The sequence below is a fragment of the Streptomyces sp. NPDC094448 genome (assembly GCF_044763775.1).
Lineage (GTDB): Bacteria > Actinomycetota > Actinomycetes > Streptomycetales > Streptomycetaceae > Streptomyces.
The window spans coordinates 145,598-172,395 of record NZ_JBIWGU010000007.1 but is presented as its reverse complement, the minus strand read 5'-3'; the positions used below and the strand labels follow the sequence as shown (position 1 = coordinate 172,395).

At 70.6% G+C, this 26,798-nt stretch carries 16 protein-coding genes; 8 read left to right on the top strand and 8 right to left on the bottom strand.

Features of this window, described 5'->3' with window-relative positions; genetic code table 11:
- Nucleotides 1–30 precede the first annotated feature (30 nt).
- From ACIQ9E_RS15480 to ACIQ9E_RS15470, 3 genes are all read left to right on the top strand, one after another.
- The gene (locus ACIQ9E_RS15480) at nt 31–7,101 is read left to right on the top strand and encodes a polymorphic toxin-type HINT domain-containing protein (RefSeq protein ID WP_403707072.1); all 7,071 of its coding nucleotides are present in this window, start codon (nt 31–33) and stop codon (nt 7,099–7,101) included.
- Between the two features lie 775 nt (nt 7,102–7,876).
- Nucleotides 7,877–8,074 (top strand): hypothetical protein, encoded by a 198-nt coding sequence (locus ACIQ9E_RS15475; protein WP_403707070.1) that lies wholly within the window; start codon nt 7,877–7,879, stop codon nt 8,072–8,074.
- A 235-nt stretch (nt 8,075–8,309) separates the two neighbouring features.
- A complete protein-coding gene (locus ACIQ9E_RS15470) occupies nt 8,310–8,507 on the top strand; it encodes a hypothetical protein (protein ID WP_403707068.1) in 198 nt (65 codons plus the stop codon).
- Nucleotides 8,508–8,798: 291 nt separating this feature from the next.
- On the opposite strand, the gene ACIQ9E_RS15465 is transcribed toward ACIQ9E_RS15470, so the two are convergent.
- Genes ACIQ9E_RS15465 through ACIQ9E_RS15450 form a run of 4 tightly spaced genes read right to left on the bottom strand, consistent with a single transcriptional unit; the run spans nt 8,799 to nt 14,506 of the window.
- Entirely contained in the window at nt 8,799–9,953 is a 1,155-nt protein-coding gene (locus ACIQ9E_RS15465) for an acyl-CoA dehydrogenase family protein (protein ID WP_403707067.1), read from the bottom strand.
- A gap of 4 nt (nt 9,954–9,957) precedes the next feature.
- Entirely contained in the window at nt 9,958–10,899 is a 942-nt protein-coding gene (locus tag ACIQ9E_RS15460; RefSeq protein WP_403707065.1) for a hydroxymethylglutaryl-CoA lyase, read from the bottom strand.
- Nucleotides 10,896–12,839 carry an acetyl/propionyl/methylcrotonyl-CoA carboxylase subunit alpha gene (locus ACIQ9E_RS15455; protein ID WP_403707406.1) on the bottom strand — a complete coding sequence of 648 codons (1,944 nt, stop codon included), beginning with the start codon at nt 12,837–12,839 and terminating at the stop codon, nt 10,896–10,898. Before ACIQ9E_RS15455 ends, ACIQ9E_RS15460 begins: the two co-directional genes overlap by 4 nt.
- 14 nt (nt 12,840–12,853) lie before the next feature.
- Entirely contained in the window at nt 12,854–14,506 is a 1,653-nt protein-coding gene (locus ACIQ9E_RS15450; protein WP_403707063.1) for a carboxyl transferase domain-containing protein, read from the bottom strand.
- Between the two features lie 99 nt (nt 14,507–14,605).
- On the opposite strand from ACIQ9E_RS15450, the gene ACIQ9E_RS15445 reads away from it, so the two are divergent.
- Both ACIQ9E_RS15445 and ACIQ9E_RS15440 read left to right on the top strand, forming a co-directional pair.
- Entirely contained in the window at nt 14,606–15,202 is a 597-nt protein-coding gene (locus ACIQ9E_RS15445) for a TetR/AcrR family transcriptional regulator (protein ID WP_403707061.1), read from the top strand.
- Nucleotides 15,203–15,393: 191 nt separating this feature from the next.
- Nucleotides 15,394–16,176, top strand: coding sequence for a phosphatase (locus tag ACIQ9E_RS15440; protein WP_403707059.1), 783 nt, complete (start codon nt 15,394–15,396; stop codon nt 16,174–16,176).
- 36 nt (nt 16,177–16,212) lie between these two features.
- On the opposite strand, the gene ACIQ9E_RS15435 is transcribed toward ACIQ9E_RS15440, so the two are convergent.
- From ACIQ9E_RS15435 to ACIQ9E_RS15420, 4 genes are all read right to left on the bottom strand, one after another.
- Nucleotides 16,213–17,370 (bottom strand): cation diffusion facilitator family transporter, encoded by a 1,158-nt coding sequence (locus ACIQ9E_RS15435; protein WP_403707057.1) that lies wholly within the window; start codon nt 17,368–17,370, stop codon nt 16,213–16,215.
- Between the two features lie 121 nt (nt 17,371–17,491).
- A complete protein-coding gene (gene tesB, locus ACIQ9E_RS15430) occupies nt 17,492–18,409 on the bottom strand; it encodes an acyl-CoA thioesterase II (protein WP_403707055.1) in 918 nt (305 codons plus the stop codon).
- A 21-nt stretch (nt 18,410–18,430) separates the two neighbouring features.
- Entirely contained in the window at nt 18,431–19,588 is a 1,158-nt protein-coding gene (locus ACIQ9E_RS15425; protein ID WP_403707053.1) for an acyl-CoA dehydrogenase family protein, read from the bottom strand.
- Between the two features lie 215 nt (nt 19,589–19,803).
- Nucleotides 19,804–21,597 (bottom strand): PucR family transcriptional regulator ligand-binding domain-containing protein, encoded by a 1,794-nt coding sequence (locus ACIQ9E_RS15420; RefSeq protein ID WP_403707051.1) that lies wholly within the window; start codon nt 21,595–21,597, stop codon nt 19,804–19,806.
- A gap of 276 nt (nt 21,598–21,873) precedes the next feature.
- Here ACIQ9E_RS15420 and ACIQ9E_RS15415 point away from each other — a divergent pair, with 276 nt between their 5' ends.
- The 3 genes from ACIQ9E_RS15415 (at nt 21,874) to ACIQ9E_RS15405 (ending at nt 26,336) form a co-directional block, all read left to right on the top strand.
- A complete protein-coding gene (locus ACIQ9E_RS15415; protein ID WP_403707049.1) occupies nt 21,874–23,409 on the top strand; it encodes a sodium:solute symporter in 1,536 nt (511 codons plus the stop codon).
- Nucleotides 23,410–23,634: 225 nt separating this feature from the next.
- On the top strand, nt 23,635–24,657 hold the full coding sequence (gene speB / locus ACIQ9E_RS15410; protein ID WP_403707047.1) for an agmatinase: 1,023 nt from the start codon (nt 23,635–23,637) through the stop codon (nt 24,655–24,657).
- Nucleotides 24,654–26,336 (top strand): thiamine pyrophosphate-binding protein, encoded by a 1,683-nt coding sequence (locus ACIQ9E_RS15405; RefSeq protein WP_403707045.1) that lies wholly within the window; start codon nt 24,654–24,656, stop codon nt 26,334–26,336. The genes speB and ACIQ9E_RS15405 overlap by 4 nt, the downstream gene beginning before the upstream one ends.
- Nucleotides 26,337–26,798: the final 462 nt, after the last annotated feature.

The window sequence follows — 26,798 nt, the reverse complement described above, 5'->3', positions numbered from 1 at the left end:
CCACCCTTGTCTCTGTCACGGGAGTTCCCCATGCCAGCCCCCAGACGACGCTCACGCTTTCTCAGCGGGCCCAGAGTCGTCGCGGCCATCGCTCTGACGCTGTCGACCGTGCTCACGGCATCGACGGTGCAGGCGGCGACGGTCTACGACGATCAGGGCCGCCCCTACCGGGCGGAGAAACCCACCTTCGACGACCCCGCCGAAACCACCCCCATCAAAGCCAAGCCACGGGCGGCCGACGCGACGAAGAAAGCGGCGGTCACCAAGCTCGACCCGGCCAGCTGGCCCACCGCGGGCAGCACCACCGCCGACCTCACCACCGGGACCAAGACCGTCCGTCCGGGCGGCCTCCCCATCACTATCACCGCACCCGCCGCCGGCATAGCCGGGAAAGCCGCCGCTCGCAGCAGCACACCTGCCGCACCGCCGATAACGGGCAAGGTGCGCATCGAGGTCGTCGACCGGGCACGAGCCACCGCGGTCGGCGCCGCCGCCCTCCTCAAAGTGACCCAGGAGGAAACCGCGGCCGCCCTCACCGCCGGAACGCAGTCCAGGGCCGTGGCGACCGCATCCACCAAGGCCCGTATCACCGTCGACTACACAAGCTTCGCCGAAGGGCACGGCGGAGACTACGGCGCCCGACTCTCCCTCTTCCAGCTCCCCGCCTGTGCCCTGAACGCCGCACCGGGCTCCAAGGCATGCCCCCAGGCAGCTGTCCCCCTGCGGACAGTGAACAACACCGAGAAGAGAACCCTGGCCTCGGACATCACCGTCCCGGCCGGGAAGAGCGCGCCCCTGCTGGCGGTGGCCGCCACCCCCAGCTCCTCGCAGGGCTCCTACGACGCGACCCCGCTCACCGCCTCCGCCTCGTGGAACGTGTCCCCCTCCTCCGGCGGCTTCAGCTGGTCCCACCCGATGGACACGGTCCCCGTACCCGGCGGATTCCAGCCGGAGATCGGCCTCTCGTACTCCTCCCAGAGCGCGGACGGCAAAACCGCGATCACCAACAACCAGGGCTCCTGGATCGGTGAATCCTTCGGCTACGAACCGGGCTACATCGAGCGCCAGTACAAGCCGTGCTCGGACGACGGCCACAAGTCCTCCGGCGAGCTGTGCTGGTCCCACGAGAACGCCACCATCATGCTCAACGGCTCCTCCGGCCAGCTCATCCTGGATGACACGTCCAAAGAGTGGCGCATGGTCAGCGACGCCGGCTGGAAGATCGAGAAGCTGACCGGCGCCGTCAACGGCGACAATGACGGTGAGCACTGGAAGGTCACGGCCGACGGTACCGAGTACTACTTCGGGGTGAACCGGCGGACCAAGGCCTGGACGGCCGGGAAACCGGAGACCGAATCGGCCTGGACCGTTCCCGTCACCGGCGACGACGTCGGAGACGAGTGCTACAAGCCCGCGTTCGCCGACGCATGGTGTCAGCAGGCCTGGCGCTGGAACCTCGACTACGCCAAGGACCGTAACGGCAACACGATCTCCTACTTCTACGACAAGGAGCTCAACGCCTACGCCCGCGGTGGCAAGACCGATGTCAACGGCACCACTTACACCCGCGGCGGCCACCTCCAGCGCATCGAGTACGGCCAGCGTGAGGGCGAGCTCTACACCGTCGCGGCCCCGGCCCGGGTCCTGTTCACTACCGCAGAACGCTGCGAGAAGACGGCCGACTTCGACTGCGATCCGGCGAAGTGGACCGCGGCCAACACCGCCCGCTGGCCCGACACTCCCTTCGACCGCTACTGCGCCGTCGGTGCGAAGTGCACCTTCAGCCAGGCCACGCCGTCCTTCTTCACCCGCAAGAAGCTGACGACCGTCACCACCCAGATGCGGACCGGCACCGCCACCTACGCCAATGTCGAAGCCTGGCACCTCCGGCATCTGTTCACCGACAACGGCGATTCCTCCAAGACCCTGTGGCTCTCCGAGATCCAGCACGAGGGCCTGGCCGGGGGCGGCAGCATCAAGCTGCCATCGGTACAGCTCATCGGGCGGAAACTCGACAACCGGGTCGATGAGATCGGCAACAACCTCTCGCCGATCAAGAGATTCCGGCTCCACACGGTCACCAGCGAATCCGGCGCCCAACTCGATGTGACGTACAAGCCGGTCGAGTGCGCCGTCGGGTCGCTGCCGCAGCCCGGGGCATCCACGAAGCGGTGCTATCCGGTCGTATGGGCGCCACCCGGCTATCTGGACCCCATCACCGACTGGTTCCACAAGTACGTCGTCGCCTCGGTGCAGCATTCCGACCGCACCGGCCAGAGCGACCCGATGGTCACCCAGTACGACTACCTCGACGACGCCGGCTGGCGAAAGGCCAGGCCCGACGGCATCACCGACCCCAAATTCCTGACCTGGGGCCAGTGGCAGGGCTACGGCAAGGTCCGGGTCACCGCCGGCGACGGCCAGAACCAGACCTCACGGGTCGAGCACACCTATCTCCAGGGTCTGCACGGCGACGAACTCCCGGGCGGCGGCACCCGCACTTCCACGGTCACCGACTCCTCCGGCACGGCTCACCCCGACCACGAGGACTTCACGGGCTTCGAACTGGAGAAGGCCGCGTACAACGGGGGCAAGATCGCGTCCAAGACGATCAGCACCCCCTGGCGCCACACCACCGCCACCCAGACCCGCACCTGGGACGGGAAGAAGGAAGTCACTACCGCAGGCGTCACGGCCACCGAGCGCAACCGCGGATTCACCAAACTCCCCGGCGACGGCAAGACACCTGAGACTCCGGCGTGGCGGGAAGCCCTGTCCGAGAACACCCTGGACACCGCCAAGGACACCGCGGGACGCGTCACGGAGGTCAACGACCGCGGCGACCTGTCCACAACCGCCGACGACCGGTGCACCCGCACCGAATACGCTGACAATCCTGATCTCAACCTCCGCAACCTGCCGAGCCGGGTCGAGACCGTCTCCGTCGCCTGCACCGTCACACCCAAGCGCGGCACCCAGGTCGTCAGCGACGTGCGGACTCTGTACGACGGCAAGAAGCTCGGCGAGGCGCCCACCCGCGGTCTGGCCACCCAGTCCGAGCGGCTCACCGCCCACGACGGCACCAAGGCCACCTACCAGATCACCGGAATCTCGACCTACGACGACGACGGCCGACCGCTCAGCCAGACCGACGAGCGCGTCCCGGCTGACACCACCGACCCCACGAAGCCCGTCAAGGCCACCACCACTTACACCTATACCGAGACCAACGGCCTCACCACCAAGAACACCGTCAGAAACCCCGCAGGCCACGTTGTCACCACGGACCTCACGCCCGCATGGGGGCAACCCCTGGGCCGTACCGACACCAACAGCCGGCGCGTCGACTACGAGTACGACGCCCTCGGCCGTCTGGCCGCGGTATGGCAGCCCGACCGCCTGAAAGCTGTCAACCTCCCCAACATCCGGTACTCCTACCTCATCCGCCAGGACGCGACCTCCGCCATCAAGACGGAGAAGATCGGCAACAGCGGCGCCTACAACCCGCCCGAGTACGAGCTCTTCGACTCGCTGCTGCGCCCCCGCCAGCACCAGACCGAGGGTCCCAACGGCACTCGCATGATGGCCGACGTCTGGTACGACGGCCACGGCAGGATCGCCAAGGCCAACACCACCTACAACGCCCTGGGCGCCCCCTCCGACAACCTGGTCAACACACCCGACGGTGAAGTCGGCGCCCAGACCCTGAACCAGTACGACGGTATGGGACGCCCTGTCGTCGAGATCTCCGCCATCGCCGGTCACGAACAGTGGCGTACGACGACGAGCTACGACTCCACGGCAGAGGGCGACCGCGTCCACACCGACCCCCCGCAGGGCGGCATTCCGACCACGTCGATCACCAATGAAGCCGGACAGCTCACCGAACTGCGCCGCTTCGAGAGCGCGGCTCCGGTCGTCAGCGGCCCCCTCGGCACTCACACCAGCACCACCTACACCTACCGGCCCGCCGGCCAGCTCGCGACCGTCACGGACGACGACAACAACGTCTGGACCTACGAGTACGACCAGCTCGGCCGTAAGACCAAGGCGACCGACCCGGACGCCGGCACCACGACCACCGCATACGACACCGCCGACCGGCCGACCACCACGACGGACGCCCGCGGAAAATCCGTCACCACCGCCTACGACATCCTCAGCCGCCCGCTGACCACCCACGACGGTACGGCGAGCACGGACCCCAAGCTGACAGAGACCAAGTACGACCGGGCCGGCGCCCTCGGATACCCGTACGCCTCCTACCGCTACGTCAGCGCGGACAAGTACTTCGGCTCCACCACCGTCCGGTTCGACAGCTTCTACCGGCCCACCCAGCAGCTCTTCCAGGTGCCCGACACCGAAGGCGCGCTCAAGGGCAACTTCATCTACACCACCACCTACAACGCCGACGGCACGGTCAAGTCGACCGGTCTGCCCGGGATGGGAGGACTGCCTCAGGAGACCCTGGTCACCACCTACGACGAGCTCCAGAGGCCCGTCACTCTCACCGGAAACCACAGCTACGTCACCCGAACGGCCTGGACACCCACCAGCCAGCTCTCCACCCTCACTCTCAATACCGGTGCCAAGCAGTCCGAGCAGCACTTCTTCTACGAGAAGGGCACCGACCGCCTCGAACGCCAGCTGGTCACCGTAGAAGGCCTGGGCCGGGCGGCAAAGGACGTCCGCGCCTCCTACGACCTGTCAGGAAACGTCCTCTCGGTCTCCGACACCGCGAACACCAGCAGCGCTTCGGCGATCGACCTCCAGTGCTACGCCTACGACGGCCAGCGCAGGCTCACCGAGATCTGGACCCCCGAAGCCAACGCGACCACCGCGGCAGGCTCCGGCACCGTCGGTATGGCCACCCCCGAGTACGCGGGCAAGACACCGACCGCCTGCACCGACGCCAAACCCGGGGTCAATCCCCTCGGCGGGCCGTCCCCGTACTGGACGTCGTACTCCTTCGACAAGATCGGCAACCGCAGCAAGGAAATCCGCCACGACACCGGCCGTGACGCGTCGAAGGACATCGTCCGCACCTACGCATACGCCGACGCCAACCAGAACGGCACGCCCAAGGAAGCCGGTGACGGCGGCCCGCACGCCGTCACCAAGGTCTCCGAGACCACTCCCACGGGCCAGCAGGACTCCCACTTCGCCTACGACGCGTCCGGTAACACCACCCAGCGCAAGATCAGCGGCAATACCCAGACGTTGCAGTGGAACTCCGAGGGCAAGGTCGGCGAGATCACCGATCCCGACGACCTGACGACCCCGAACGTCAACGAGTCCAAGTCGACGACATTCCTCTACGACACCCAGGGAAACCGCCTCAAGCGAGAAGACTCGTCCGGCACCACCGTCTACCTGCCGGGAGGCACGGAACTCCACCTCCCCTTGACCACAGGCGCCACCCCCCAGGGCACCCGCTACTACAGCCACGCGGGCCAGGCCGTCGCCGTCCGCACCGCCGGCAAGGTCTCCTTCCTCGCCGCGGACCAGCACGGCACGGGCGATATCGCCATCGACGCCACCACCGGCGCGGTCACCCAACGCCGTCTGGACCCCTACGGCAACGAGCGGGCAGGCTCGGCGCAGCCCGGGGCCTGGCCGGGCCAGAAGGGCTTTGTCGGCGGAACGATCGACGCCGATACGGGCCTCACCAATATTGGCGCACGACAGTACGACTCAGCGCTCGGAAAGTTCATATCCGTCGACCCGATCATCGACGTGAACGACCCGCAGCAGATGAACGGCTACTCCTACGCCAACGACAACCCCACTACCTATTCCGACCCGACAGGCCTGAAACTCGCCTGCGGAGGCCGCGACGACCCCGCCTGCCCTCCCAACCCCAACAAGCCCAAGGAAGATTCCTCCTCATCGACAGGCAGCGGGGGCGGCAGCAGCGGCCCCAGCAAGGAAACCCAAAAAGCCCAGAAAGAGGTCAATAACGCCCAGGCGGCACACAACAAGGCCAAGCAGAAGATAATGGACACCGCAAAGGAGTTGGGCGAGGAGCGGCTGGAACTACTCGGCGTAACGGCCGCCCTCGACTGTATCTCCAGCGGAAATATGGACACCTGCGGTGACACGCTCCGCGCGGTTATTGAATACCGAGTGGGCATCAAATTTGTCAAGGTTGGAATCGCGAACTTTACACAGGCTCCGCGCAACCTAGGGCTCCTCGGAGACATTGTCTTCGGAGTGAAAAAGGCATACGACACCTCCAAGAAGCTCGACAGAGCCAGGGATAAGCTCGCAGCGTCTCAAGCGAAGGACAAAAAGAGGTCCGACGACGATGACGACTGTCATAGCTTCCTGCCTGGCACCCGGGTCCTACTCGCCGACGGATCGACAAAACGGATCGAAGACGTCAGGCCTGGCGATAAGATCATCACAACCGATCCCAAGACCGGTAAAGAAGTAATCCGCAACGTCTCCGGAACCATCGTCACCGAAGACGACAAAGACTTCGTCGACCTCACCATCACCGCAAACGGCGTAACGTCCTCTCTGATCTCCACCACGACCCACCCCTTCTGGGTCGAATCGGAACGCGACTGGGTCAAGGCCGGCAACCTCAAGCCGGGCATGCGGCTGACCACACCTGAGGGTGCTAACGCAACCCTGGACGACACCCGCTACTTCGAGAAGCGGCAGCGCACCCACGACCTCACCATCACCGACCTGCACGCGTACTATGTGCTGGCTGGAGCCGCGCCGGTCCTCGTTCACAACTGCAACACTCTGAGCTGGGAACGCGCAAAGATCAACGAAAGCGGCGTGAATGCTGTCGAGAAACATCTATCGCGATTCACGGATGGTGGTCCGCTCGAAGCCGCAGAACAAGGTATGCTGGATCGCCTGCGTTCGATTTCATCGGGCGAACTTAAAGCGACATCGCATGATCTCAAGTTCTACACTCACGAACTCCGTGAATCGGTTCTCTATCGCAAGGCGGGCTATCCAAGCGGACAGCCTGAAGTCGATTCTTATGAGCTATGGGATGAGCTTCACACTCAGGCGCTGAAGGATTATGGTTTGACGCGGAAGGGTGCTCCGAACGAGCTCTATCATCCAAGTGTGAGGTGATGAATGTGAATGTAATCCCGACACATCTTGTGCTTGAGGTCGTACGTGATGGTCGTGGGTATTGGGACACGCGGACCATCGATTTTGAATTGGGGCGGCGGGGTGCCATCATAGAAAGTGGAATCCTCGCAGAACTCCGACGGATTTCCGATCAAGGGTTGATTCAAGAAGACAACAGCGAGCCTCGCGGAACGGGTCCGCGATGGTGCCTGACTAGCCGCGGAATCACCTACCTTGAATCGTCGTCCGGCGAAGGCAGTCCTTAGATACGGAAAGAAGCAGTCCTTCCGCAAGGAAGCTCATCCCATCACATAGTGGTAGCAAAATTTGGGCCCCGCCAGGCATGTCCTGGCGGGGCTTTTGAATCGGCATTCGATCTCTACAGCAAGCTCTGGAAGTCGAGAGGGGGTCAAGTGTGATCCAGCTCCATGAATTCAGCGGTCCGCACGATTTTATTCGTCGCCAGCAGCCGCGATTCTTCCGAATGGGAGCCTGTGCTCCTCGGGATATGGCAAGCCGGATCGCTTCTGAGGCGGTTCTTGCTGGTGCCGGGGAAGTTCGTGTCTAATTCGATTCTGATTGGATCGTGATTCAGGCAGACATCGATTGGCTGGAAACGTTGACGGTGATGCTTTTGCCAATCCGACGGTATTTCCGCCCGGTGGGCCGACCGATACGACGAGAGAGGTTCTTGCCCGGCATGTTGAAGAGGTTCCGACTGTAGGTCACCCTGACCCCCCTTGGTAGTGGAATGACTACAGAGAGGAGTGAAGGCGTGGGCGCAGATGGAGTGAAGAGCCCCGTACCCATGGTGTTCACATGGCCGCCGTGCGAACGCGGGAGCGCGAAGTGCCCCGACGCGGCCCCGGCGGACGAAAGCACCAGCCGCGACGACTGGTCGTACAGCCCCACCATGGCGCGGCTGCGCCCCCGGGTGGAGGAAGCCAACCAGCGTGCGGGGGGACACCGGTGAACCGGCAAGACGACTGTTACGAGTGCGCGAGGCTCCGCACTCTCCTGGCGCGGGCGGAGGAAGCAGGAGACGGGACGGTTGCCACCGACTGCCGTGTGCTGCTCCGTCGCCATCCGGCACACGACGACGTACCCGTCGCAGCCGAGTGGGGAAAACCGTCCGGCCGCGTCGACGACGTGGTGCGGTGGTATCCGCCGACCAGTGACGAATTCATGTGCCTTCCGGACGCGTCACCATGACCCGCGAAGCCTTGCTCACCAGCGCGCCGGAACCGTTCACCGCGCCCTGTGTCCGCTGCGGGCGTACCACCACCGTGCCCGTTGTCGTCGGGGTCACCGAGCGCACCAGTGGACCCCCGATGGTGCAGTACGCATGCCCCGAGGACGCCGTACGGTACGGCGCCGGACCGTCCCCCGAGGACGAGATCGGGTAACTCCCGGACTCAGGGGCCTTGAGTGACGGGGCAAGTCGAGTGACGGGGGAGGGGCGTGCAGGGTCGCCCCCGCAGGGGACCGGTGAGCAGGTGGGTTCGCCCTCGGGCGGTGCATCGCCGGCCCCGAGGAGGTGAGCCCGGAGGCATCCGACCCACCCGCACCGGACAAAGACCGCGACCTACCCCCCGTCGCAACCGTGACCAACCGCCGAAGAAACCCGCGCCGGGCAAGGGCGGACACCACCCGGGGGCGGCCCGCGCCTCGGGGGTGGGCCACCCCAGGCGTCCGGGTCAGAGGCCCAGTTCGCGGGCGATCAGCATGCGTTGGACCTCGCTCGTGCCCTCGCCGATTTCCAGGATCTTCGAGTCGCGCCACATACGGGCCACCGGGTACTCGTTCATAAAGCCGTAGCCGCCGTGGATCTGGGTGGCGTCGCGGGCGTTGTCGACCGCGACCGTCGACGAGTAGAGCTTCGCCACCGCCGCCTCCTTCTTGAAGGGTTCGCCCGCGACCAGCCGGGACGCGGCGTCGCGCCAGCCGACGCGGGCCATGTGGGCCCGCATCTCCATGTCCGCGATCTTGAACTGGATCGCCTGGTTGGCGCCGATGGGGCGGCCGAAGGCGTGGCGCTCCTTGGCGTACTTCACGGATTCGTCGACACAGCCCTGGGCCAGCCCGGTGGCGAGGGCGGAGATCGCGATGCGGCCCTCGTCGAGGATGCGGAGGAACTGGGCGTACCCCCGGCCCTCCTCGCCCAGCAGATTGGCCGCCGGGACCCGGACGCCGTCGAAGGAGAGTTCGCGGGTGTCGGAGGCGTTCCAGCCGACCTTGGAGTAGGCGGGGGCGATCGTGAGGCCGGGGGTGCCGGAGGGGACGATGACGGAGGAGATCTCCGGACGGCCGTCCGTGCCGCGGCCGGTGACCGCGGTGGCCGTGATCAGGCCGGTGATATCGGTGCCCGCGTTGGTGATGAAGCATTTGGAGCCGTTGATCACCCACTCGTCGCCGTCCAGGACGGCGGTCGTACGGGTGCCGCCCGCGTCGGAGCCGCCTTCGGGTTCGGTGAGCCCGAAGGCCCCCAGCAGCTCCCCGGAGCAGAGCCGCGGCAGCCAGGTGCGGCGCTGTTCCTCCGTACCGAAGCGGTAGACCGGCATGGCGCCGAGGGAGACCGCCGCCTCCAGGGTGATCGCGACGGAGGAGTCGACCCGGGCGAGTTCCTCCAGGGCGATGCCGAGGGCCAGGTAGTCGCCGCCCATCCCGCCGTACTCCTCCGGGAACGGCAGCCCGAACAGGCCCATGCGGCCCATTTCGCGGACGATCTCGTACGGGAATTCATGGCGCTCGTACAGGTCACCGATCTTGGGAGCGATCACCTCGTGGGCGAACTCCTCCACGGTGCGGCGGAGTTCCTCGTGCTCGGGGGTGAGCCGGTGGTCCAGAGGCATGGGGTCACTCCTTGGGGGACAGGGCGCGGACGGTGCGGGACGGGCTGGGGCGGCCCAGCTTCTCGGCCATCCAGGAGCTGGTGGCGGCGAGCAGGCCGAGGTCGACGCCGGTCTCGATGCCGAGGCCCTGGAGCATCCACACCAGATCCTCGGTCGCGAGATTGCCCGTGGCGCTGCGGGCGTAGGGGCAGCCGCCGAGGCCGCCCGCGGAGGCGTCGACGGTGGTGATGCCCCGCTCCAGCGCGGCGAGGGTGTTGGCGAGGGCCTGGCCGTAGGTGTCGTGGAAGTGGACGGCCAGGGCGGAGACGGGCACGCCCTCCTCGCCGAGCCGGTCGAGCAGGGCCCGGACATGGCCGGGGGTGGCGGTGCCGATGGTGTCGCCGAGGGAGAGTTCGTCGCAGCCCAGGTCGTAGAGCTGTCGGGCGATCCGGACGACCTGGCGGAGGGGGACAGGGCCCTCCCAGGGGTCGCCGAAGCACATGGAGAGATAGCCGCGGACCCGGATCCCGTCGGCCTTGGCCCGGCCGATCACGGGTTCGAACATGGCGAGGGACTCGTCGACGGTCCGGTTGAGGTTCCGCCGGGCGAAGGTCTCGGTCGCGGAGCCGAAGACGGCGATGCTCCGGGCGCCGAGCGCCACCGCCCGCTCCAGACCCCTCTCATTGGGTACGAGGACGGGCAGCCGGACGCCGGGCAGATCACCGAGGAGGGGGTACAGCTCCTCCGCGTCGGCCAGTTGGGGCACCCAGGAGGGGTGGACGAAGCTGGTCGCCTCGATGGTGGTGAGCCCGGCGGCGGCCAGCCGGTGGACGAATTCGGCCTTCGCCGGGGTGGGGATGGTGGTCTTCTCGTTCTGGAGGCCGTCCCGGGGGCCGACCTCGTGGATCGTGACCCGGGCCGGCAGGCCGGGGGCCGGGAATCGCATCGGCAGTCCGGGGGCGCTCATCGTCCGTCCCCTTCCGATGGCGTGACCACGGCCAGCACCTGGTCCATGGCCACGGTCGCCCCGGGCGTCACATCCAGTTCGGTGACGGTCCCCGCGTGCGGTGCGGAGATCGTGTGCTCCATCTTCATCGCCTCCACGACCAGCAGGCTCTGCCCGGCCGTGACCTCGTCGCCGACGGCGACCTTGACCACCGTCACCGTGCCGGGCATGGGCGCCGCGAGGGTGTCGGCGCCCGCGTGCCCGGCGGCCGACAGGGAGGCGGCGACCGGGTCGTGGTCCCTGATGTGCCAGGAGTCGCCGTCCCGACCCAGCCAGTCGGCCGCGCGGCGGAAGGTGTGGGTGATGCCGTCGAGGGTGACGGTGACCGTGCCGGCGGTGACCACCGCCGTCGCGGGGGCTTCCTGTACGACGGGTTCACCTCCCGTCACTCGCAGGGGGAACGCGAGCGGTGCCGGGGTGCCCCCGAGCCGCCAGCCGTCGGGCCGGCCGAAGGGGTCGGTCCAGCCGGCGGCGTCGGGAGCGGGGGCGAGCGCCGCCGCCCGTACCGCCGCGGCCGCCGCGTACACCTCGGCCGGGACGGCGTCCGGCAGCAGCCCGTCCGCCTCCCGCTCCACCAGACCCGTGTCCAGGTCGCCCGCGACGACCGCGGGATGGGCCAGCAGTCGGCGCAGGAAGCCCGCGTTGGTGGGGACGCCGAGGGTGACCGTCTCGCCGAGGGCGGCCCGCAGCCGGCGCAGGGCGGTGGGCCGGTCGGGGCCGTACGCGATCACCTTGGAGAGCATCGGGTCGTAGAGGCTGGAGACCTCGGTGCCGGGGCTCAGCCCGGAGTCGGTGCGCACCCCGGCGCCGTCCGGTTCGCTGAGGGCGAGGACCGTACCGCCGGAGGGGAGGAAACCGCGCGAGGGGTCCTCGGCGCAGATCCGGGCCTCGACCGCATGGCCGGTGAGCGCGATGTCCCGCTGTTCGTACGGCAGGGGCTCGCCCGCCGCGATCCGTACCTGCCACTCGACCAGGTCGAGGCCGGTGACCAGTTCCGTGACGGGGTGTTCGACCTGGAGACGGGTGTTCATCTCCATGAAGAAGTAGTCGGAGGGGTTGCTGCCGGGGACGATGAACTCGACCGTCCCGGCGCCGGTGTAGCCGCAGGAACGGGCCGCCTGGACGGCCGCCTCGCCCATGGCCGCCCGGGTCTCCTCGTCGAGCAGGACGGACGGAGCCTCCTCGATGACCTTCTGGTGGCGGCGCTGGAGGGAGCATTCGCGCTCGCCGAGGTGGAGCACCCGGCCGTGCCCGTCGGCGAGGACCTGGATCTCGATATGGCGGGGCCGGTCGATCCACCGCTCCACCAGCAGGGTGTCGTCGCCGAAGGAGGCGCGGGCCTCCCGGCGGGCCGCCGCGATCTCGTCGAAGAGGGCGGATTCCAGCCGGGTCAGCCGCATGCCCTTGCCGCCGCCGCCCGCGGACGGTTTGAAGAGGACCGGCATCCCGATCTCCCGGGCCGCCGCGGCCAGTTCGCCGTCGGTCAGCCCGGATCCGGAGGAACCGGGGACCACCGGCACCCCGGCGGCCCGGACCGTCTCCTTGGCCCGGATCTTGTCGCCCATCAGGGCGATCGCGTCCGGCGGGGGGCCGATGAAGACCAGTCCGGCATCCGCGCAGGCGCGGGCGAAGGCGGCGTTCTCCGCGAGGAAGCCGTACCCGGGGTGGACCGCCCCGGCGCCGGTCCTGGCCGCGGCCTCCAGCAGCCGTGGGACGGAGAGATAGCTCTCGGCGGCGGGCGCCGGGCCGATCCGGACCGCGGTGTCCGCTTCCCGTACATGCCGGGCCCCGGCGTCGGCATCGCTGAACACGGCGACCGAGCGGATGCCGAGGGTCCGCAGGGTCCGGATGACGCGGACCGCGATCTCGCCCCGGTTGGCCACGAGGACGGTGTCGAACATGGTCACGGTGCCCCTCACATCCGGAAGACGCCGAAACCCGGCGCCGACGGGTCCTTGGCGGGCAGGGGCGCGTTCGCGCAGACGGTCAGCGCGAGCCCCAGCACCCGGCGGGTCTCCAGCGGGTCGATGATCCCGTCGTCCCAGAGCCGGGCCGTGGCGTAGTAGGCGCTGCCCTGCTCCTCGTACCGGCTGCGGATGGGGGCCTTGAACGCCTCCTCGTCGGCGGCCGGCCACTCCTCGCCACGGGCCTCGGCCTGATCGCGCCGGACCGTCGCCAGCACGGACGCGGCCTGCTCGCCGCCCATGACGGAGATCTTGGCGTTGGGCCACATCCACAGGAAGCGCGGCGAGTAGGCCCGGCCGCACATCGAGTAGTTCCCCGCGCCGTAGGAACCGCCGACGACGACCGTCAGCTTGGGCACCCTCGTACACGCGACGGCGGTCACCATCTTGGCGCCGTGCTTGGCGATCCCGCCGTGCTCGTAGTCCTTGCCGACCATGAAGCCGGAGATGTTCTGGAGGAAGAGCAGCGGGATACCGCGCTGGTCGCACAGCTCGATGAAATGCGCACCCTTCTGGGCGGACTCCGCGAACAGGATGCCGTTGTTCGCCACGATGCCGACGGGATGGCCGTGGATCCGGGCGAAACCGGTCACCAGCGTCTGCCCGAACTCGGACTTGAACTCGGCGAACCGGGAGCCGTCGGTGATCCGGGCGATCACCTCCCGGACGTCGTACGGAGTCCGCGGGTCGACGGGCACCGCCCCGTAGAGCCCGGCCGGATCGGCGGCCGGCTCCTCGACGGGCGCGACCGTCCACGGGAGCGGGCCGCGGGCCGGGAGCGTCTCCACGATGGTCCGGACGATACGCAGCGCATGGGCGTCGTCCTCCGCGAGATGGTCGGTGACCCCGGAGATCCGGGAGTGCACCTCGCCGCCGCCCAGCTCCTCCGCGGTGACGACCTCGCCGGTGGCGGCCTTCACCAGGGGCGGGCCGCCCAGGAAGATCGTGCCCTGGTTCCGTACGATCACGGCCTCGTCGCTCATCGCGGGGACGTACGCCCCGCCCGCCGTGCAGGAACCGAGGACCGCGGCGATCTGCGGGATGCCCGCGCCGGACATCCGGGCCTGGTTGTAGAAGATCCGGCCGAAGTGCTCCCGGTCCGGGAAGACCTCGTCCTGGAGGGGCAGGAAGGCGCCGCCCGAGTCCACCAGATAGACGCACGGCAGCCGGTTCTCCAGGGCCACCTCCTGGGCCCGCAGATGCTTCTTGACCGTCATCGGGTAGTACGTCCCGCCCTTGACGGTCGCGTCATTGGCGACGATCACCGTCTCGCGCCCGGCGACCCGGCCGATGCCCGCCACCACTCCGGCGGCCGGCGCCTGCCCGTCGTACATCCCGTGGGCCGCGAGGGGGGCCAGCTCCAGGAAGGGGGAGCCGGGGTCGAGCAGGGTGTCGACCCGGTCGCGGGGGAGCAGCTTGCCCCGGGCGGTATGCCGGGCGCGGGCCTTCTCGCCGCCGCCGAGCCGGGCCGCGGCGAGCGCCGTCCGCAGCGCGTCCGCCAGCTCCCGGTGGCCCGCCTCATTGGCCTGCCAGGCCGCGGACGCCGGGTCGGCGGCGCTCGTCAGGACGGGCGCCTGCCGTGGCGGCACGGGTGTCTGGTGCATCGAGTCGAGCCCCCTTGCCCGGACGGCGTCAGTTAATGAGCGTTAACACTCGGTTCCCAGGTTAACGATCGCTAACCAGCTTGTCTAGAATTGTTTTCCATGAGCACCAGGACGGACGCGCCCACCCGCCGCGAGCAGATCCTCAAAGAGGCCGCGCGGCTCTTCGCGGAGCGCGGATTCCACGGCGTCGGCGTGGACGAGATAGGGGCCGCCGTCGGCATCAGCGGCCCCGGCCTCTACCGCCATTTCGCGGGCAAGGAGGCGATGCTCGCCGAGCTGCTCGTCGGCATCAGCGAACGGCTGCTGAGCGGCGGCAGGCTGCGGGTCCAGGAAGCGGCCGAGGACCCCGGGGTGCTGCTGGCCTCCCTCATCGACGGCCATATCGACTTCGCGCTCGACGACCGGCCGCTGATCACGCTGCACGACCGGGAGCTGGACCGGCTCCGCGAGAGCGACCGCAAGCTGGTCCGGCAGCTCCAGCGGCAGTACGCCGAACTCTGGGTGACCGCGGTACGGGAACTCCACCCCGAGGTGCCGGAGGCCGAGGCCCGCGCCGCCGTCCACGCCGTCTTCGGGCTGCTGAACTCCACCCCGCACCTGGGCACCCGGGCCGACGGGGGCGCGGCGGCGCGCGCCCGTACCGAGACGCTGCTCCGGAGGCTCGCGCACGGCGCGTTCGCATCCCTGACGCCCTGATGCCCTGATGCCCTGATGCCCTGACGTTGTGACGTTGTGACGCCCTGACGTTGTGGTGCCGTGACGTCGTGACACTGTGGTGCCGTGGTGCCGTGGTGTCGAGTGGTCGGATCCGGGTTCCCCCGTGGTCGCTTTCCGGGCGCCCCCTCGGTCTCCGGCGTCCGCGCGGCCGTGACGGCACAATGGTGACCATGCCGATACCCAGCCGTGCCGCCCTCGTCGAGCATCTCGTCCGCACCCGCATCGCGGGCGACGTCGCCACACCCCGCGACAACAACCTCTCCCACTACCGCCGGCTCGCCAACGGCGACCGGCACTACTGGCTGGGCCTCGAACTGGGCGACCGCTGGACGGACGAGCAGGACGTGCTCGCCGTGATGGCCGAGCGGTGCGGTGTCAGCGACGACCCGGAGCACCGCGCGGGCCAGGACACCATCGACCCCGAGCTGACCGTGGCCGGTCTGGACCGGCTTGCGGCCCGGCTCCGCAAGGCCGCCGCCGGACGGGAGCGGGTCCTCTTCGCCACCGGGCACCCCGGTGGCCTCCTCGACGTCCACCGCAGGACCGCCGACGCGCTGCGCGCCGCGGGCTGCGAGATCGTCGCGATCCCGGGCGGACTCCAGGCCGACGACGGCATGGTCTACCAGGTCGCCGGGGTCGCCGTGCTGGAGCGCGGCGCGACCCTGTGGCACACCCACTCGCCGGTGCCGATGGCCGCGATCCTCGACGGGCTCGCCCGCGACGGCAGCCCGCTGCCCGATCTGGTCGTGGCCGACCACGGCTGGGCGGGCTGCGCCGCACAGCGCGGCTTCGACACCGTCGGCTACGCGGACTCCAACGATCCCGCGCTCTTCATCGGTGAGGCCGAGGGCGCCCTCCAGGTGACCGTCCCCCTCGACGACCATGTCTACGACCCGCGGTTCTACGAGCCCATGACGGACTATCTGCTGGACGCGGCGGGCCTGGCGGTCTGACCCCGCGGGAGCCGGGAACGGCGGGGCCGGGACGCATCACCGGGCCCCGGGCTCCGGGCCGCCGCCTTCCGTTCCCGGGTTCTCCGTTCCCGGGTTCTCCGTTCCCGGATTCTCCGGTCCTGAGTTTTCCGTTCCCGGGCTTTCCGTTCCCGGGCTTTCCGGTCCCGAGCCCGGGCCCGCGCCTTCCGGAGCCGCGCCTTCCGGGCGCCCGGCGCTCGCGTCCCGTTCCCCCGCGATACCGGGCGTCGGGTCCAGATAGACCCGCCGGACCGCCGGGAACCGCTCCCGTACCTGCTGCTCCGCCTCCTCGCACGCCCACTCCACCTGGCGGGCGCTCGACGCGTCCCGGAAGTCGACCTTCGCCGCCACCAGCACCTCCCGCGGCCCCTGGATCAGCGTCGTCAGCTCCAGCACCGCCACGATGTGCGGCACCGTCAGGATCTCCTCGCGGACCGCGTCCCGCAGCGCCCGCGGCAGCGGCCTGCCGATCAGCAGCCCGGCATTGCTGCGGCCGAGCACCCAGGCCACGTACACCAGCAGCAGTCCGATCAGGACCGACGCGATGCCGTCGGGCACCGCCGAGCCGGTGAGCTGCGTGCCGAGCAGCCCGGCCGCGGCGAGCAGCAGACCCGCCAGCGCCGCCGAGTCCTCCATCACCACCGCCTTGACGGCCGTGTCCGGGGTGAACCGCAGATAGTGCTTCGCGGGGACCCCGAGACCGGCCGCCTCCGCCCGGACCTGGCGCAGCCCGGTCCGCAGCGACAGGGCCTCCAGTACGAAGGCGACGCCGAGGACCACGTACGACAGCAGGGGGTCGCCCGGCTCCTCGCCGTGGGCGAGCGTGTGGATCCCGTCGTACACCGAGAACACCGCGCCGCCGACGAAGGTGGCGACCGCGGCGAGCAGCGCCCAGATGTACCGCTCCGGGCCGTAGCCGAGGGGGTGGTCCTCGTCGGGCGGCCGTTCGCTGCGCCGCAGGGCGGTCAGCAGCATCACCTCGGTGACCGTGTCGGCGACCGAATGCGCGGCCTCGGAGAGCATGGCGCTGGAGCCGCTGAGCAGGCCCGCGACGGCCTTGGCGGCCGCGATGCCGAGATTGGCCACGGCGGCGACGACCACCGTCGTGACGCTCTCCGGCCGCTCCGGCTCCGGCGGCGGGGGAGCGGAGCGGGGCCGGACGTCCGAGTCGGTCATACGGCGGACCGTATGCGGCGCGGGCGATCCGGCCGGTGCGCCACGCCCCGCGGCCCGGGGCCGGCTCCGCGCCGTTCACCATGCCGCCGACCGTCGGCCGAGGGGACTGCGGCGGCGGGGCTCAGCCCAGCGCCCGGATGACCCCCTCCTGGATGACCGAGATCGCGAGCCGTCCGTCCCGGGTCCAGATTCGGGCCTGGCCGAGCCCCCGGCCACCGGCCGCGGACGGCGACTCCTGGTCGTACAGCAGCCATTCGTCGGCGCGGAACGGCCGGTGGAACCACATCGCGTGGTCCAGGGACGCGCCCATCACGTCGCCGACGGCCCAGCCGCCGCGCCCGTGGGCCAGCAGCACCGAGTCCAGCAGGGTCATATCGGAGACGTACGTCGCCAGGCAGACGTGGAGCAGCGGATCGTCGTCGAGTTTGCCCGCGGTGCGGAACCAGACCTGCGAACGGGGTTCGCGGACCTCGCCGACGGTGGCGTACGGCGGCGGGTTGGCGTACCGCAGATCGACCGCCGCCCGAGCCTCCAGGAGGCGTTCCGCGGTCGCCGGATCGGTGAAGTGCCGGGCGTACGAGGGCAGGGCCTCGGCTGCCGTCGGCAGGGAGTCGGGGTCCGGCGCGGGCGGCATCGGCGCCTGGTGGTCCAGCCCCTCCTCGTACCTCTGGAACGAGGCCGAGAGGTGGAAGATCGGCCGGCCGTGCTGGACGGCGACCACCCGCCGGGTGGTGAAGGACATCCCGTCGCGGATCCGGTCGACGGTGTAGACGATGGGCGCGCCGGGGTCCCCCATGCGCAGGAAGTACGCGTGCAGGGAGTGCGCGCCCCGGTCGGCGGGGACGGTACGGCCCGCGGCCACCAGGGCCTGGGCCGCCACCTGGCCGCCGAAGACCCGGGGGACGATCGTCGGGCGGGACCGGCCGCGGAAGATATCCCGCTCGATCGGTTCGAGGTCGAGCAGACCGAGCAGATCGTCCAGTGCGGTGTCCGGGCCCGGGGCCGGTTCCCCGGGCCCGGAGGGTGGTGCGGTGCTCATGGGGCGTTGCGTCCCGTCGCCTCAGAGGCCCATGGACTTGGCGATGATCGACTTCATCACTTCGCTGGTGCCGCCGTAGATCCGGTTGACGCGGTTGTCCGCGTACAGGCGGGCGATCGGGTACTCGTTCATATAGCCGTAGCCGCCGTGGAGCTGGAGGCAGCGGTCGATCACCCGGTGGGCGACCTCGGTGCAGAACAGCTTCGCCGACGCGGCTTCGGCGGCGGTCAGCTCGCCCGCGTCATGGGCCTCCAGGGCGCGGTCGGCGACGGCCTCGGCGGCGTCCACCTCGGCCTGGCAGGCGGCCAGTTCGAACTTGGTGTTCTGGAAGGCGGCCACCGGCTGTCCGAAGACCGTGCGGTCGGTGACGTACTGGCGGGCGAACCGGATTGCGGCCTTGGCCTGCGCATAGGCGCCGACGGCGATCGCCAGCCGCTCCTGCGGCAGATTCCGGCCCAGGTAGGAGAAGCCCTGGTGCTCCGCGCCCAGCAGGTCCTCGGCGGGGACCCTGACGTCCGTGAAGGACAGTTCGGCGGTGTCCGAGGTGCGCAGGCCCAGCTTGTCGAGCTTGCGGCCGACCGCGTACCCGGGCAGCTTTGTGTCCACGACGAACAGGGATATGCCGTGGCGGCGGTCCTCGGGGCTCGGCGGCGCGGTCCGGGCGCAGACGATGACCCGGTCGGCGTGGACACCGCCGGTGATGAAGGTCTTCGCGCCGTTGAGGACGTAGTGCGTGCCGTCCTCGGAGAGCTTGGCGGTGGTCTTCATACCGGCCAGATCGGAGCCGGTGCCGGGTTCGGTCATCGCGATCGCGTACATGGCGGAGCCGGAGACGAAGTCGGGCAGCCAGCGCTTCTTCTGCTCCTCGGTGCCGTACTCCAGCAGATAGGGGAGGCAGAGCGCGACATGCACCCCGGAACCGCCGAAGGAGACCGCGGCCCGTGCGGTCTCCTCGGTGATGACCGCCTGGAACTTGAACGACGTCTCGCCGGCGCCGCCGTACTCCTCGGGCACCTCGATACCGAAGACGCCCAGCTCGCCGAGCTTGTAGTAGAAGTCGCGGGGCGCCTGCCCGGCCGTGTACCAATCGTCGTACACGGGAACGACCTCGGCCTCGATGAAGGCGCGGATGGTCTCGCGGAACGCCTCGTGGTCCTCGTTGTACACGGTGCGGCGCATGAACGCCCTCCTTCTCGCGGTGCCTGCGGCTGTCCCCGGGTGCTGTGTCCTGTGTCCTGTGTGCCGTGCGGCGAGCCGTTGGCTAAGCGCTTGCTCAGACGTGGCCCGTGGCCGAAGTTACCCGTAGGTCACGGGGCCTGTCCAGAGTCGCCGGGGCGATGGCCGCGGGCTTCGGACCGGCCCGGGCGGGGCCGGGAACCCGCGGCCGGCCGGGGTCAGGGCAGGGACCGCAGGGCGAACCACAGCTCCGCGCGGACATCCGCGTCGTCCAGATCGGCGGGAACAGTATCGGCGGGAAGGGTGTCGGCGGAGGCGGTATCGGCGGGGGCGGTCGCAGTTGTGCGGGTGGCGGGCGTGCCGAGGAGGGCGGCGCAGCGGGCGATGCGCTGGCGGACGGTGTTCCGGTGGATGCCGAGCGCCGCAGCGGTACGGTCCCAGCTCCCGTGCAGCGACAGCCAGGCCCGCAGGGTCTCGCGGAGCGCGGGCGCGCCGGCCAGCGGGGCGAGCAGCGTCCGGGCGTGGGTGGCGGCCTCGGCGGGCGGGACCAGCGCGGTCAGCGGGCCCGGACGGTGCACGGCCACGTCCCGGCGGGCCGCTGTCGCCGTGTCCAGCGCCCGCGCGGCCTGCGCGTCGGAGTCCGCGAGGCCGCCGGGTCCGGCCGGGCCGCCGACCCCGAGCACCCAGCCCGGCTGCGCGGGCACGTCGTCCACCGCGCGGGGGAGCAGGACGCGGACGGTCCCGTCGGGTGCCGGATCGACGAGCGGGCTGCCGAGGGCCGCGCCGAGGGCGGCCGTGGCGAACGGGGTCGCGCCGCCGCGGCCGGGGCGGGCCCGGACCGCGGTCCACCGGTCGCCGCCGAGTTCGGCGGCGGTGGTGGCCGGATCGGCGCCCAGCAGCAGCCGGACGAGGGCGGCGTCCCGGCCCGAGCCGCCGTCGGCCTGGCCGGGGGCGGTCAGCAGGGAGAGCAGGACGACCGCGACCCCGGCGACGGTGTGGTCGCCCGGTTCGCGGTCAGGGGTGGCCAGGCCGAGCACCAGACCGCGGCCGCCGCCCACGGCGTAGGCGGCGAGCCGGGTGCCGTCGGCGGTGTCGGAAGCGGCGGAGACGCCCTTGCCCCCGGAGACCCCCTTGCCCCCGGGGGCGCCCTTGCCCCCGGGGGCGGCCGGGAGGTCCGGTGCCGACGGGCCCGCATGAGGTGTCGCCTTCCCGCCGCCGCCGGGCGCGGCACGGGCCTTCGGGGCCGGGGGAGGGGACTTCGGGCGGACGGCCCCGGAAGTGTCCGGTGCCGCGGGGCGCACCACGGCCGCGAGTCTGCCGAGCGCCCGCGCGGCCGGACCGGACAGCGGACGTCCGGCGGCGGCGAGTTCGGTGCCGTCGGCCGCCAGCAGCACCGCCCGGCCGCCGAGCCGGGACGCGAGCTGGCCGAGTACCGCCGGGATCGGGTCGGGCCGGGCCGCGGCGGTCGCCAGACCCTGCTGGGCCCGGGCCACCCGGCGCAGTTCGTGGTGGCGGGCCAGGGCCATCTGCTGCCAGACCGCCCGCGCCACGGCCGTGAACGGGGTCCTCGGCGGCACCTCGACCAGCGGCAGCCCGTACCGGTCGCAGGCCGCCACCAGCCCGGCGGGCACCGTGTCGTACACCGGCGCCACCCCGAAGCCGAGCGCCGCCGCGCCCGCCTCCACCAGCCGGGCGACATAGGTGTCGGGGTCCGCGAGCTGCACCCCGGCGCTCAGCAGCAGTTCACCGCCGAGGAGATACGGATACGGGTCGGCCATCTCCGAGGTGTGGACCCAGTGCACCACCGGCTCCGGATCCCAGGGCCCCGCGATCCGCTGCAGCCCGAGATCCTCCCGGGCCAGCAGGGCGCCCAGCGGAACGGGCGGTGTCGGCGGTGCCGCTGGGGTCTGTGCCGTCTGCGGGGGGCCTGCGGGCCCCGCGCCTGCGGAGCCCTCGGAGCCCTCGGAGCCCTCGGCGGGCTGCCCGGGCGCGCATTCCGGCACGGTCGGCATGTGCGGTCCATCCATCAAGGCCATCGGGAATGGAGGAAACGTACACTTCATGGTTTCTTTCCGGCCACCTACGGTCGGGGGGCGGCACGCTGCCGCAGCCCGGTGAACGGGTGAGCGGGTACGGGGCGGGTACGGGCGCATGCGCCGTGGTGCGGCCCCGAGTGCCGCACCGGCAGCACCGGCGGCACATGCGACTTATGCAGCACACGGGGCCACGTACGACCACGTACGACCAGGGACCCGGGGGACCGGAAACGGAAGCGGGAGGGAGAGCCGATGGCTGTCGACTACGCGGTGATCGTCGTCTATCTGGCCGGAATGCTCGGTATGGGCTGGTGGGGCATGCGCCGCGCCAAGTCCAAGAGCGAGTTCCTGGTCGCAGGGCGCCGGCTCGGTCCGGGCATGTACTCCGGCACCATGGCCGCCATCGTCCTCGGCGGCGCCTCCACCATCGGCGGTGTCGGCCTCGGCTACAAGCACGGTCTCTCCGGTGCCTGGATGGTCCTAACCATCGGCTTCGGCCTGCTCGCGCTCTCGGTCCTCTTCTCCGCGCGTATCGCCCGGCTGAAGGTCTACACCGTCTCGGAGATGCTCGACCTGCGGTACGGCGGCCGGGCCGGGCTGATCTCGGGCCTTGTGATGTGGGCGTACACCCTGATGCTGGCGGTCACGTCGACCATCGCCTACGCCACCATCTTCGACGTCCTGTTCGACGTGAACCGCACGGTGTCGATCGTCCTCGGCGGCGCCATCGTCGTGGCCTACTCCACGCTCGGCGGCATGTGGTCCATCACCCTGACCGACATGGTGCAGTTCGTCGTCAAAACGGTCGGCGTGCTGCTGATCCTGCTGCCGGTCGCGGTCGTCAAGGCGGGCGGCTGGAGCGAGATGCGGGCCGAGCTGCCCGACGAGTACTTCGCCCCGCTCGGCATCGGCGGCGAGACGATCTTCACCTATGTGCTGATCTACACCTTCGGCATGCTCATCGGGCAGGACATCTGGCAGCGGGTCTTCACCGCCCGCAGCGACAAGGTCGCCCGCTGGGGCGGCACCGCGGCCGGCACCTACTGTCTGGTGTACGCCGTCGCCGGGGCCGTGATCGGCACCGCGGCCAAGGTGCTCTACCCGAACCTCACCAACCCCGACGACGCCTTCGCGCTGATCGTCAAGGACGAGCTGCCGATGGGCGCCCGCGGGCTGGTGCTGGCCGCCGCACTGGCCGCCGTGATGTCGACCTCCTCCGGTGCGCTGATCGCCTGTGCCACCGTCGCCAACAACGACATCTGGTCCAAGCTGCGCGGGCTCGGCTCGGGAGCCGGGACCGGGACCGGGGGCGGGACCGGTGCCGGGGGCGGTGCGGACGAGCCGCACGACGAGGTCAAGGGCAACCGGGTGTTCATCCTGGCCATGGGGATCGCGGTGATCGTGATCGCCATCGCGCTCAACGATGTGATCCAGGCGCTGACCGTGGCGTACAACCTGCTGGTCGGCGGGCTGCTGGTACCGATTCTCGGCGGACTGCTGTGGAAGCGCGGCACCGTCCAGGGCGCGCTGGCCGCGGTCGCCGTCGGCGGAGTCGCGGTGATCGGCCTGATGGCGTCGTACGGCATCCTCGCCACCGAAGCCGTCTACTACGGTCTGCTGTCGTCGCTCGCCGCATACGTCGCCGTCAGCCTACTGACCCGGCCCACGGACGAGGCGATCCTCGCCCACTGGCGGGAGCGGCTCGCGGGCCGCGGCGGCGACGACGGCGACGGCGAGACCGGGGCCGCTGCCACCGCGGCGGACCCCGGGGCGAAGACCCCCGTCTGAGCACCCGGCGGCCGGGGGCAGGCCCCCCGACCCGCGGCCCCGGCCGCCGGGCACCCCCGCCCGCTGGTTACCGTGGAAACCTCGAACCCCTTCAAGAGGGTGAGAGGCCCCCAAAAGGGGACGAAAGTCGGCCGGGGTGGGCGGCGGGAAAAGCGGCCGCCCCGGCATCCGGGCGCTGTCGGCGCCATCCCTACCAGGAAGAACGCAGGAAGAGGGCATACGGGTATGAGCACTGCTCCGAACAGCGGCGGTAGCACCACCGGCACCACCACCGGCACCGGCGGCGACGGCCGGCCGCGCGGCCCCGTCGACTCCTCCCGCATCCCCCGCTACGCGGGCCCGGCCACCTTCGCCCGGCTGCCCCGCCTCGACGAGGTCGGCAGCGCCGATGTCGCCGTCGTCGGCGTGCCCTTCGACGCCGGGGTCTCCTACCGGCCCGGCGCCCGCTTCGGCGGCAACGCGATCCGGGAGGCCTCGCGCCTGCTGCGCCCGTACAACCCGGCACAGGACGCCTCGCCGTTCGCGCTCGCCCAGGTCGCCGACGCGGGCGACATCGCTGCCAACCCGTTCAACATCAACGAAGCCGTGGAGACCATCGAGGCCGCCGCCGACGACCTCCTCGGCACCGGCGCCCGCATGATGACCCTCGGCGGCGACCACACCATCGCCCTGCCGCTGCTGCGCTCCGTCGCCAAGAAGCACGGGCCGGTCGCGCTCCTCCACTTCGACGCCCACCTCGACACCTGGGACACGTACTTCGGTGCCGAATACACCCACGGCACCCCGTTCCGGCGGGCCGTGGAAGAGGGCATCCTCGACACCTCCGCCCTCTCCCACGTCGGCATCCGCGGCCCCCTCTACGGCAAGCAGGACCTCACCGACGACGAGAAGCTGGGCTTCGGCATCGTCACCTCCGCCGACGTCTACCGGCGCGGCGCCGACGAGATCGCCGACCAGCTCCGGCAGCGCATCGGCGACCGGCCGCTCTACATCTCCATCGACATCGACTGCCTCGACCCGGCGCACGCGCCCGGCACCGGCACCCCCGAGGCGGGCGGTATGACCTCTCGCGAACTCCTGGAGATCCTCCGCGGACTGGCCTCCTGCCATCTGGTCTCCGCCGATGTCGTCGAGGTGGCCCCCGCCTACGACCACGCCGAGATCACCGCGGTCGCCGCCTCCCACACCGCGTACGAACTCACCACGATCATGAGCCGGCAGATCGCCGCCGAGAGGGCCGGGAAGTGACCCACGACCACGACCTGGTGCTGAAGCCGACCGCCCGGCAGACCGAGGCGGCGCTCAATCCGCCGCCCGGCCGTACCGGCGGCGACCTCGTCGTCGAGACCCTCCAGGGTCTGGGCGCCACCACCGTCTTCGGACTGCCCGGACAGCACGCCCTCGGCATGTTCGACGCGCTGCGCCGCTCGTCGCTCTCGTACGTCGGACTGCGCGTCGAGAACAACGCGGGCTTCGCCGCCGACGCCTACGGCCGGATCACCGGAGAGGCCGCCCCGCTGCTGCTCTCCACCGGCCCCGGCGCGCTGATGTCGCTCGCCGCCCTCCAGGAGGCGGCCGCGGCCTCCGCGCCCGTGCTCGCCATCGGCAGCCAGGTGCCCTCCGCCGGGCTCGGCGGCGGCCGCCACGGCTACCTCCACGAACTCCGCGACCAGCAGGCGTCGTTCCGGGACATCGTCAAATCGGTGCACACCGCCCGTACCGCCTCCCAGATCCCGTCCGCGATCGCCGACGCCTGGCGGTCCGCGCTGACCGCCCCGCACGGGCCGGTCTGGGTCGAGATCCCGCAGGACGTCCTCCTCGCCGAGACCCTGCTGCCGGTCGTCACCGCCATGGACGCCACCCCGGAGGACGTGCTTCCGCGGCCCGAGCTGACCGCGCTCGCCGCCCATCTGCTGGCCGGTGCCGAACGCCCGGCGATCATCGCGGGCGGCGGAGTGGTCCGCTCCGACGCGGCGGGCAAACTGCTCGCGCTCGCGGAACGGCTCAACGCGCCCGTCGTCACCACCTTCGGCGGCAAGGGCGCCTTCCCCTGGGAGCATCCGCTCTCGCTCCAGTCGTGGCTGGAGGACCGGCACACCACCGACTTCCTGGAGGACGCCGACGTCCTTCTGGTCGTCGGCTCCGGCCTCGGCGAACTCTCCTCGAACTACCACACCTTCGCCCCGCGCGGCCGGGTGATCCAGGTCGAGGCGGACGCGGGTAAACTGGAGGCCAACCACGCGGGCATCGGTATCCACGCGGACGCCAGGCTCGCCCTCTCCGCCCTGCTGGAGACCGTGCCGGAGCGGCCCGACCCGGCGGCGCCGGAGCGGGTCCGGACCGTACTCGCGAAGGTACGGGAGCGGATCGCCGCCCAGGACCGGACGGAGGAGCAGCAGCTGCTGGCCGCCGTCCGGGAGGCGCTGCCCGACACCTCGCCCAGCTTCTGGGACATGACGATCCTCGCCTACTGGGCCTGGTCCGCCTTCGACGCCCGGCAGCCCAACACCATGCACTCCGCACAGGGCGCGGGCGGCCTCGGCTACGGCTTCCCGGCCGCGCTGGGCGCCGCCGCCGCGGATCCGTCCCGGCCGGTGCTCGCCGTCTCCGGCGACGGCGGCGCGATGTACTCGATCGCGGAGCTGGCCACCGCCCGGCAGTACGGACTGCCGGTGACCTGGCTGATCGTCGACGACGGCGGCTACGGCATCCTCCGCGAGTACATGACGGACGCCTTCGGGGAGGCGACGGGCACCGAACTGGCCCGGCCCGACTTCGTGGCGCTCGCCGAGTCCTTCGGTGTACCCGCGGTCCGTACGGCTCCGGAGACGCTCGCGGCCGATCTGGCGAAGGCACTGGCGGAGCCGGGGCCCTCGGTGGTGGTGCTGCCCGCACTGCTGAGGATGTTCGCGCCCACGCACCTGTAGGAGGCCGTGTCCGGCGCCCCGCCCCGCCCTTGGCGCCCCCGCCGCCCCCGCCCGCGTCGCCCCGCCTCCAGTGCCGTCTGCTGTCCGCCGTCCGGCCCGACGACCCTTCGTCCGGCACCCACGGCCCGACTCCGACGCGGACCTGGCCTGGACCTGGCCTGGACCTGGCCTGCGCTGCGCCCGTGCGATGCAGTGCCCGGCGGTGGTGGGGGCGCACCGGGCGAGGCGGGGGTTCCGGCCGCCGGCATCGGCACCGGCAGCAGGCGGCCCGGGGTCCGACCGCGGAGGCGCGGCCGCCAGGCGGGGGCGGCGTCAGGTGGGGCGGGGTCAGGCCGGCGGGCGGGGTCACCGGCTCCGGCCCGGGAACGGCGGGGCGGAGGTACCGGTTCCGGTAGTGGCTCCGGCCGTCCGGCGCGCCGTCGCACCCTGGTGCCGATGTCGTTGATTCGTACACATGTGTCA

Coding starts and splice junctions, on each gene's coding strand:
- ACIQ9E_RS15480 (WP_403707072.1), top strand. CDS start 31: ATGCCAGCCCCCAGACGACGCTCACGCTTTCTCAGCGGGCCCAGAGTC.
- ACIQ9E_RS15470 (WP_403707068.1), top strand. CDS start 8,310: ATGACCCGCGAAGCCTTGCTCACCAGCGCGCCGGAACCGTTCACCGCG.
- ACIQ9E_RS15465 (WP_403707067.1), bottom strand. CDS start 9,953: ATGCCTCTGGACCACCGGCTCACCCCCGAGCACGAGGAACTCCGCCGC.
- ACIQ9E_RS15460 (WP_403707065.1), bottom strand. CDS start 10,899: ATGAGCGCCCCCGGACTGCCGATGCGATTCCCGGCCCCCGGCCTGCCG.
- ACIQ9E_RS15455 (WP_403707406.1), bottom strand. CDS start 12,839: ATGTTCGACACCGTCCTCGTGGCCAACCGGGGCGAGATCGCGGTCCGC.
- ACIQ9E_RS15450 (WP_403707063.1), bottom strand. CDS start 14,506: ATGCACCAGACACCCGTGCCGCCACGGCAGGCGCCCGTCCTGACGAGC.
- ACIQ9E_RS15445 (WP_403707061.1), top strand. CDS start 14,606: ATGAGCACCAGGACGGACGCGCCCACCCGCCGCGAGCAGATCCTCAAA.
- ACIQ9E_RS15440 (WP_403707059.1), top strand. CDS start 15,394: ATGCCGATACCCAGCCGTGCCGCCCTCGTCGAGCATCTCGTCCGCACC.
- ACIQ9E_RS15435 (WP_403707057.1), bottom strand. CDS start 17,370: ATGACCGACTCGGACGTCCGGCCCCGCTCCGCTCCCCCGCCGCCGGAG.
- tesB (WP_403707055.1), bottom strand. CDS start 18,409: ATGAGCACCGCACCACCCTCCGGGCCCGGGGAACCGGCCCCGGGCCCG.
- ACIQ9E_RS15425 (WP_403707053.1), bottom strand. CDS start 19,588: ATGCGCCGCACCGTGTACAACGAGGACCACGAGGCGTTCCGCGAGACC.
- ACIQ9E_RS15420 (WP_403707051.1), bottom strand. CDS start 21,597: ATGCCGACCGTGCCGGAATGCGCGCCCGGGCAGCCCGCCGAGGGCTCC.
- ACIQ9E_RS15415 (WP_403707049.1), top strand. CDS start 21,874: ATGGCTGTCGACTACGCGGTGATCGTCGTCTATCTGGCCGGAATGCTC.
- speB (WP_403707047.1), top strand. CDS start 23,635: ATGAGCACTGCTCCGAACAGCGGCGGTAGCACCACCGGCACCACCACC.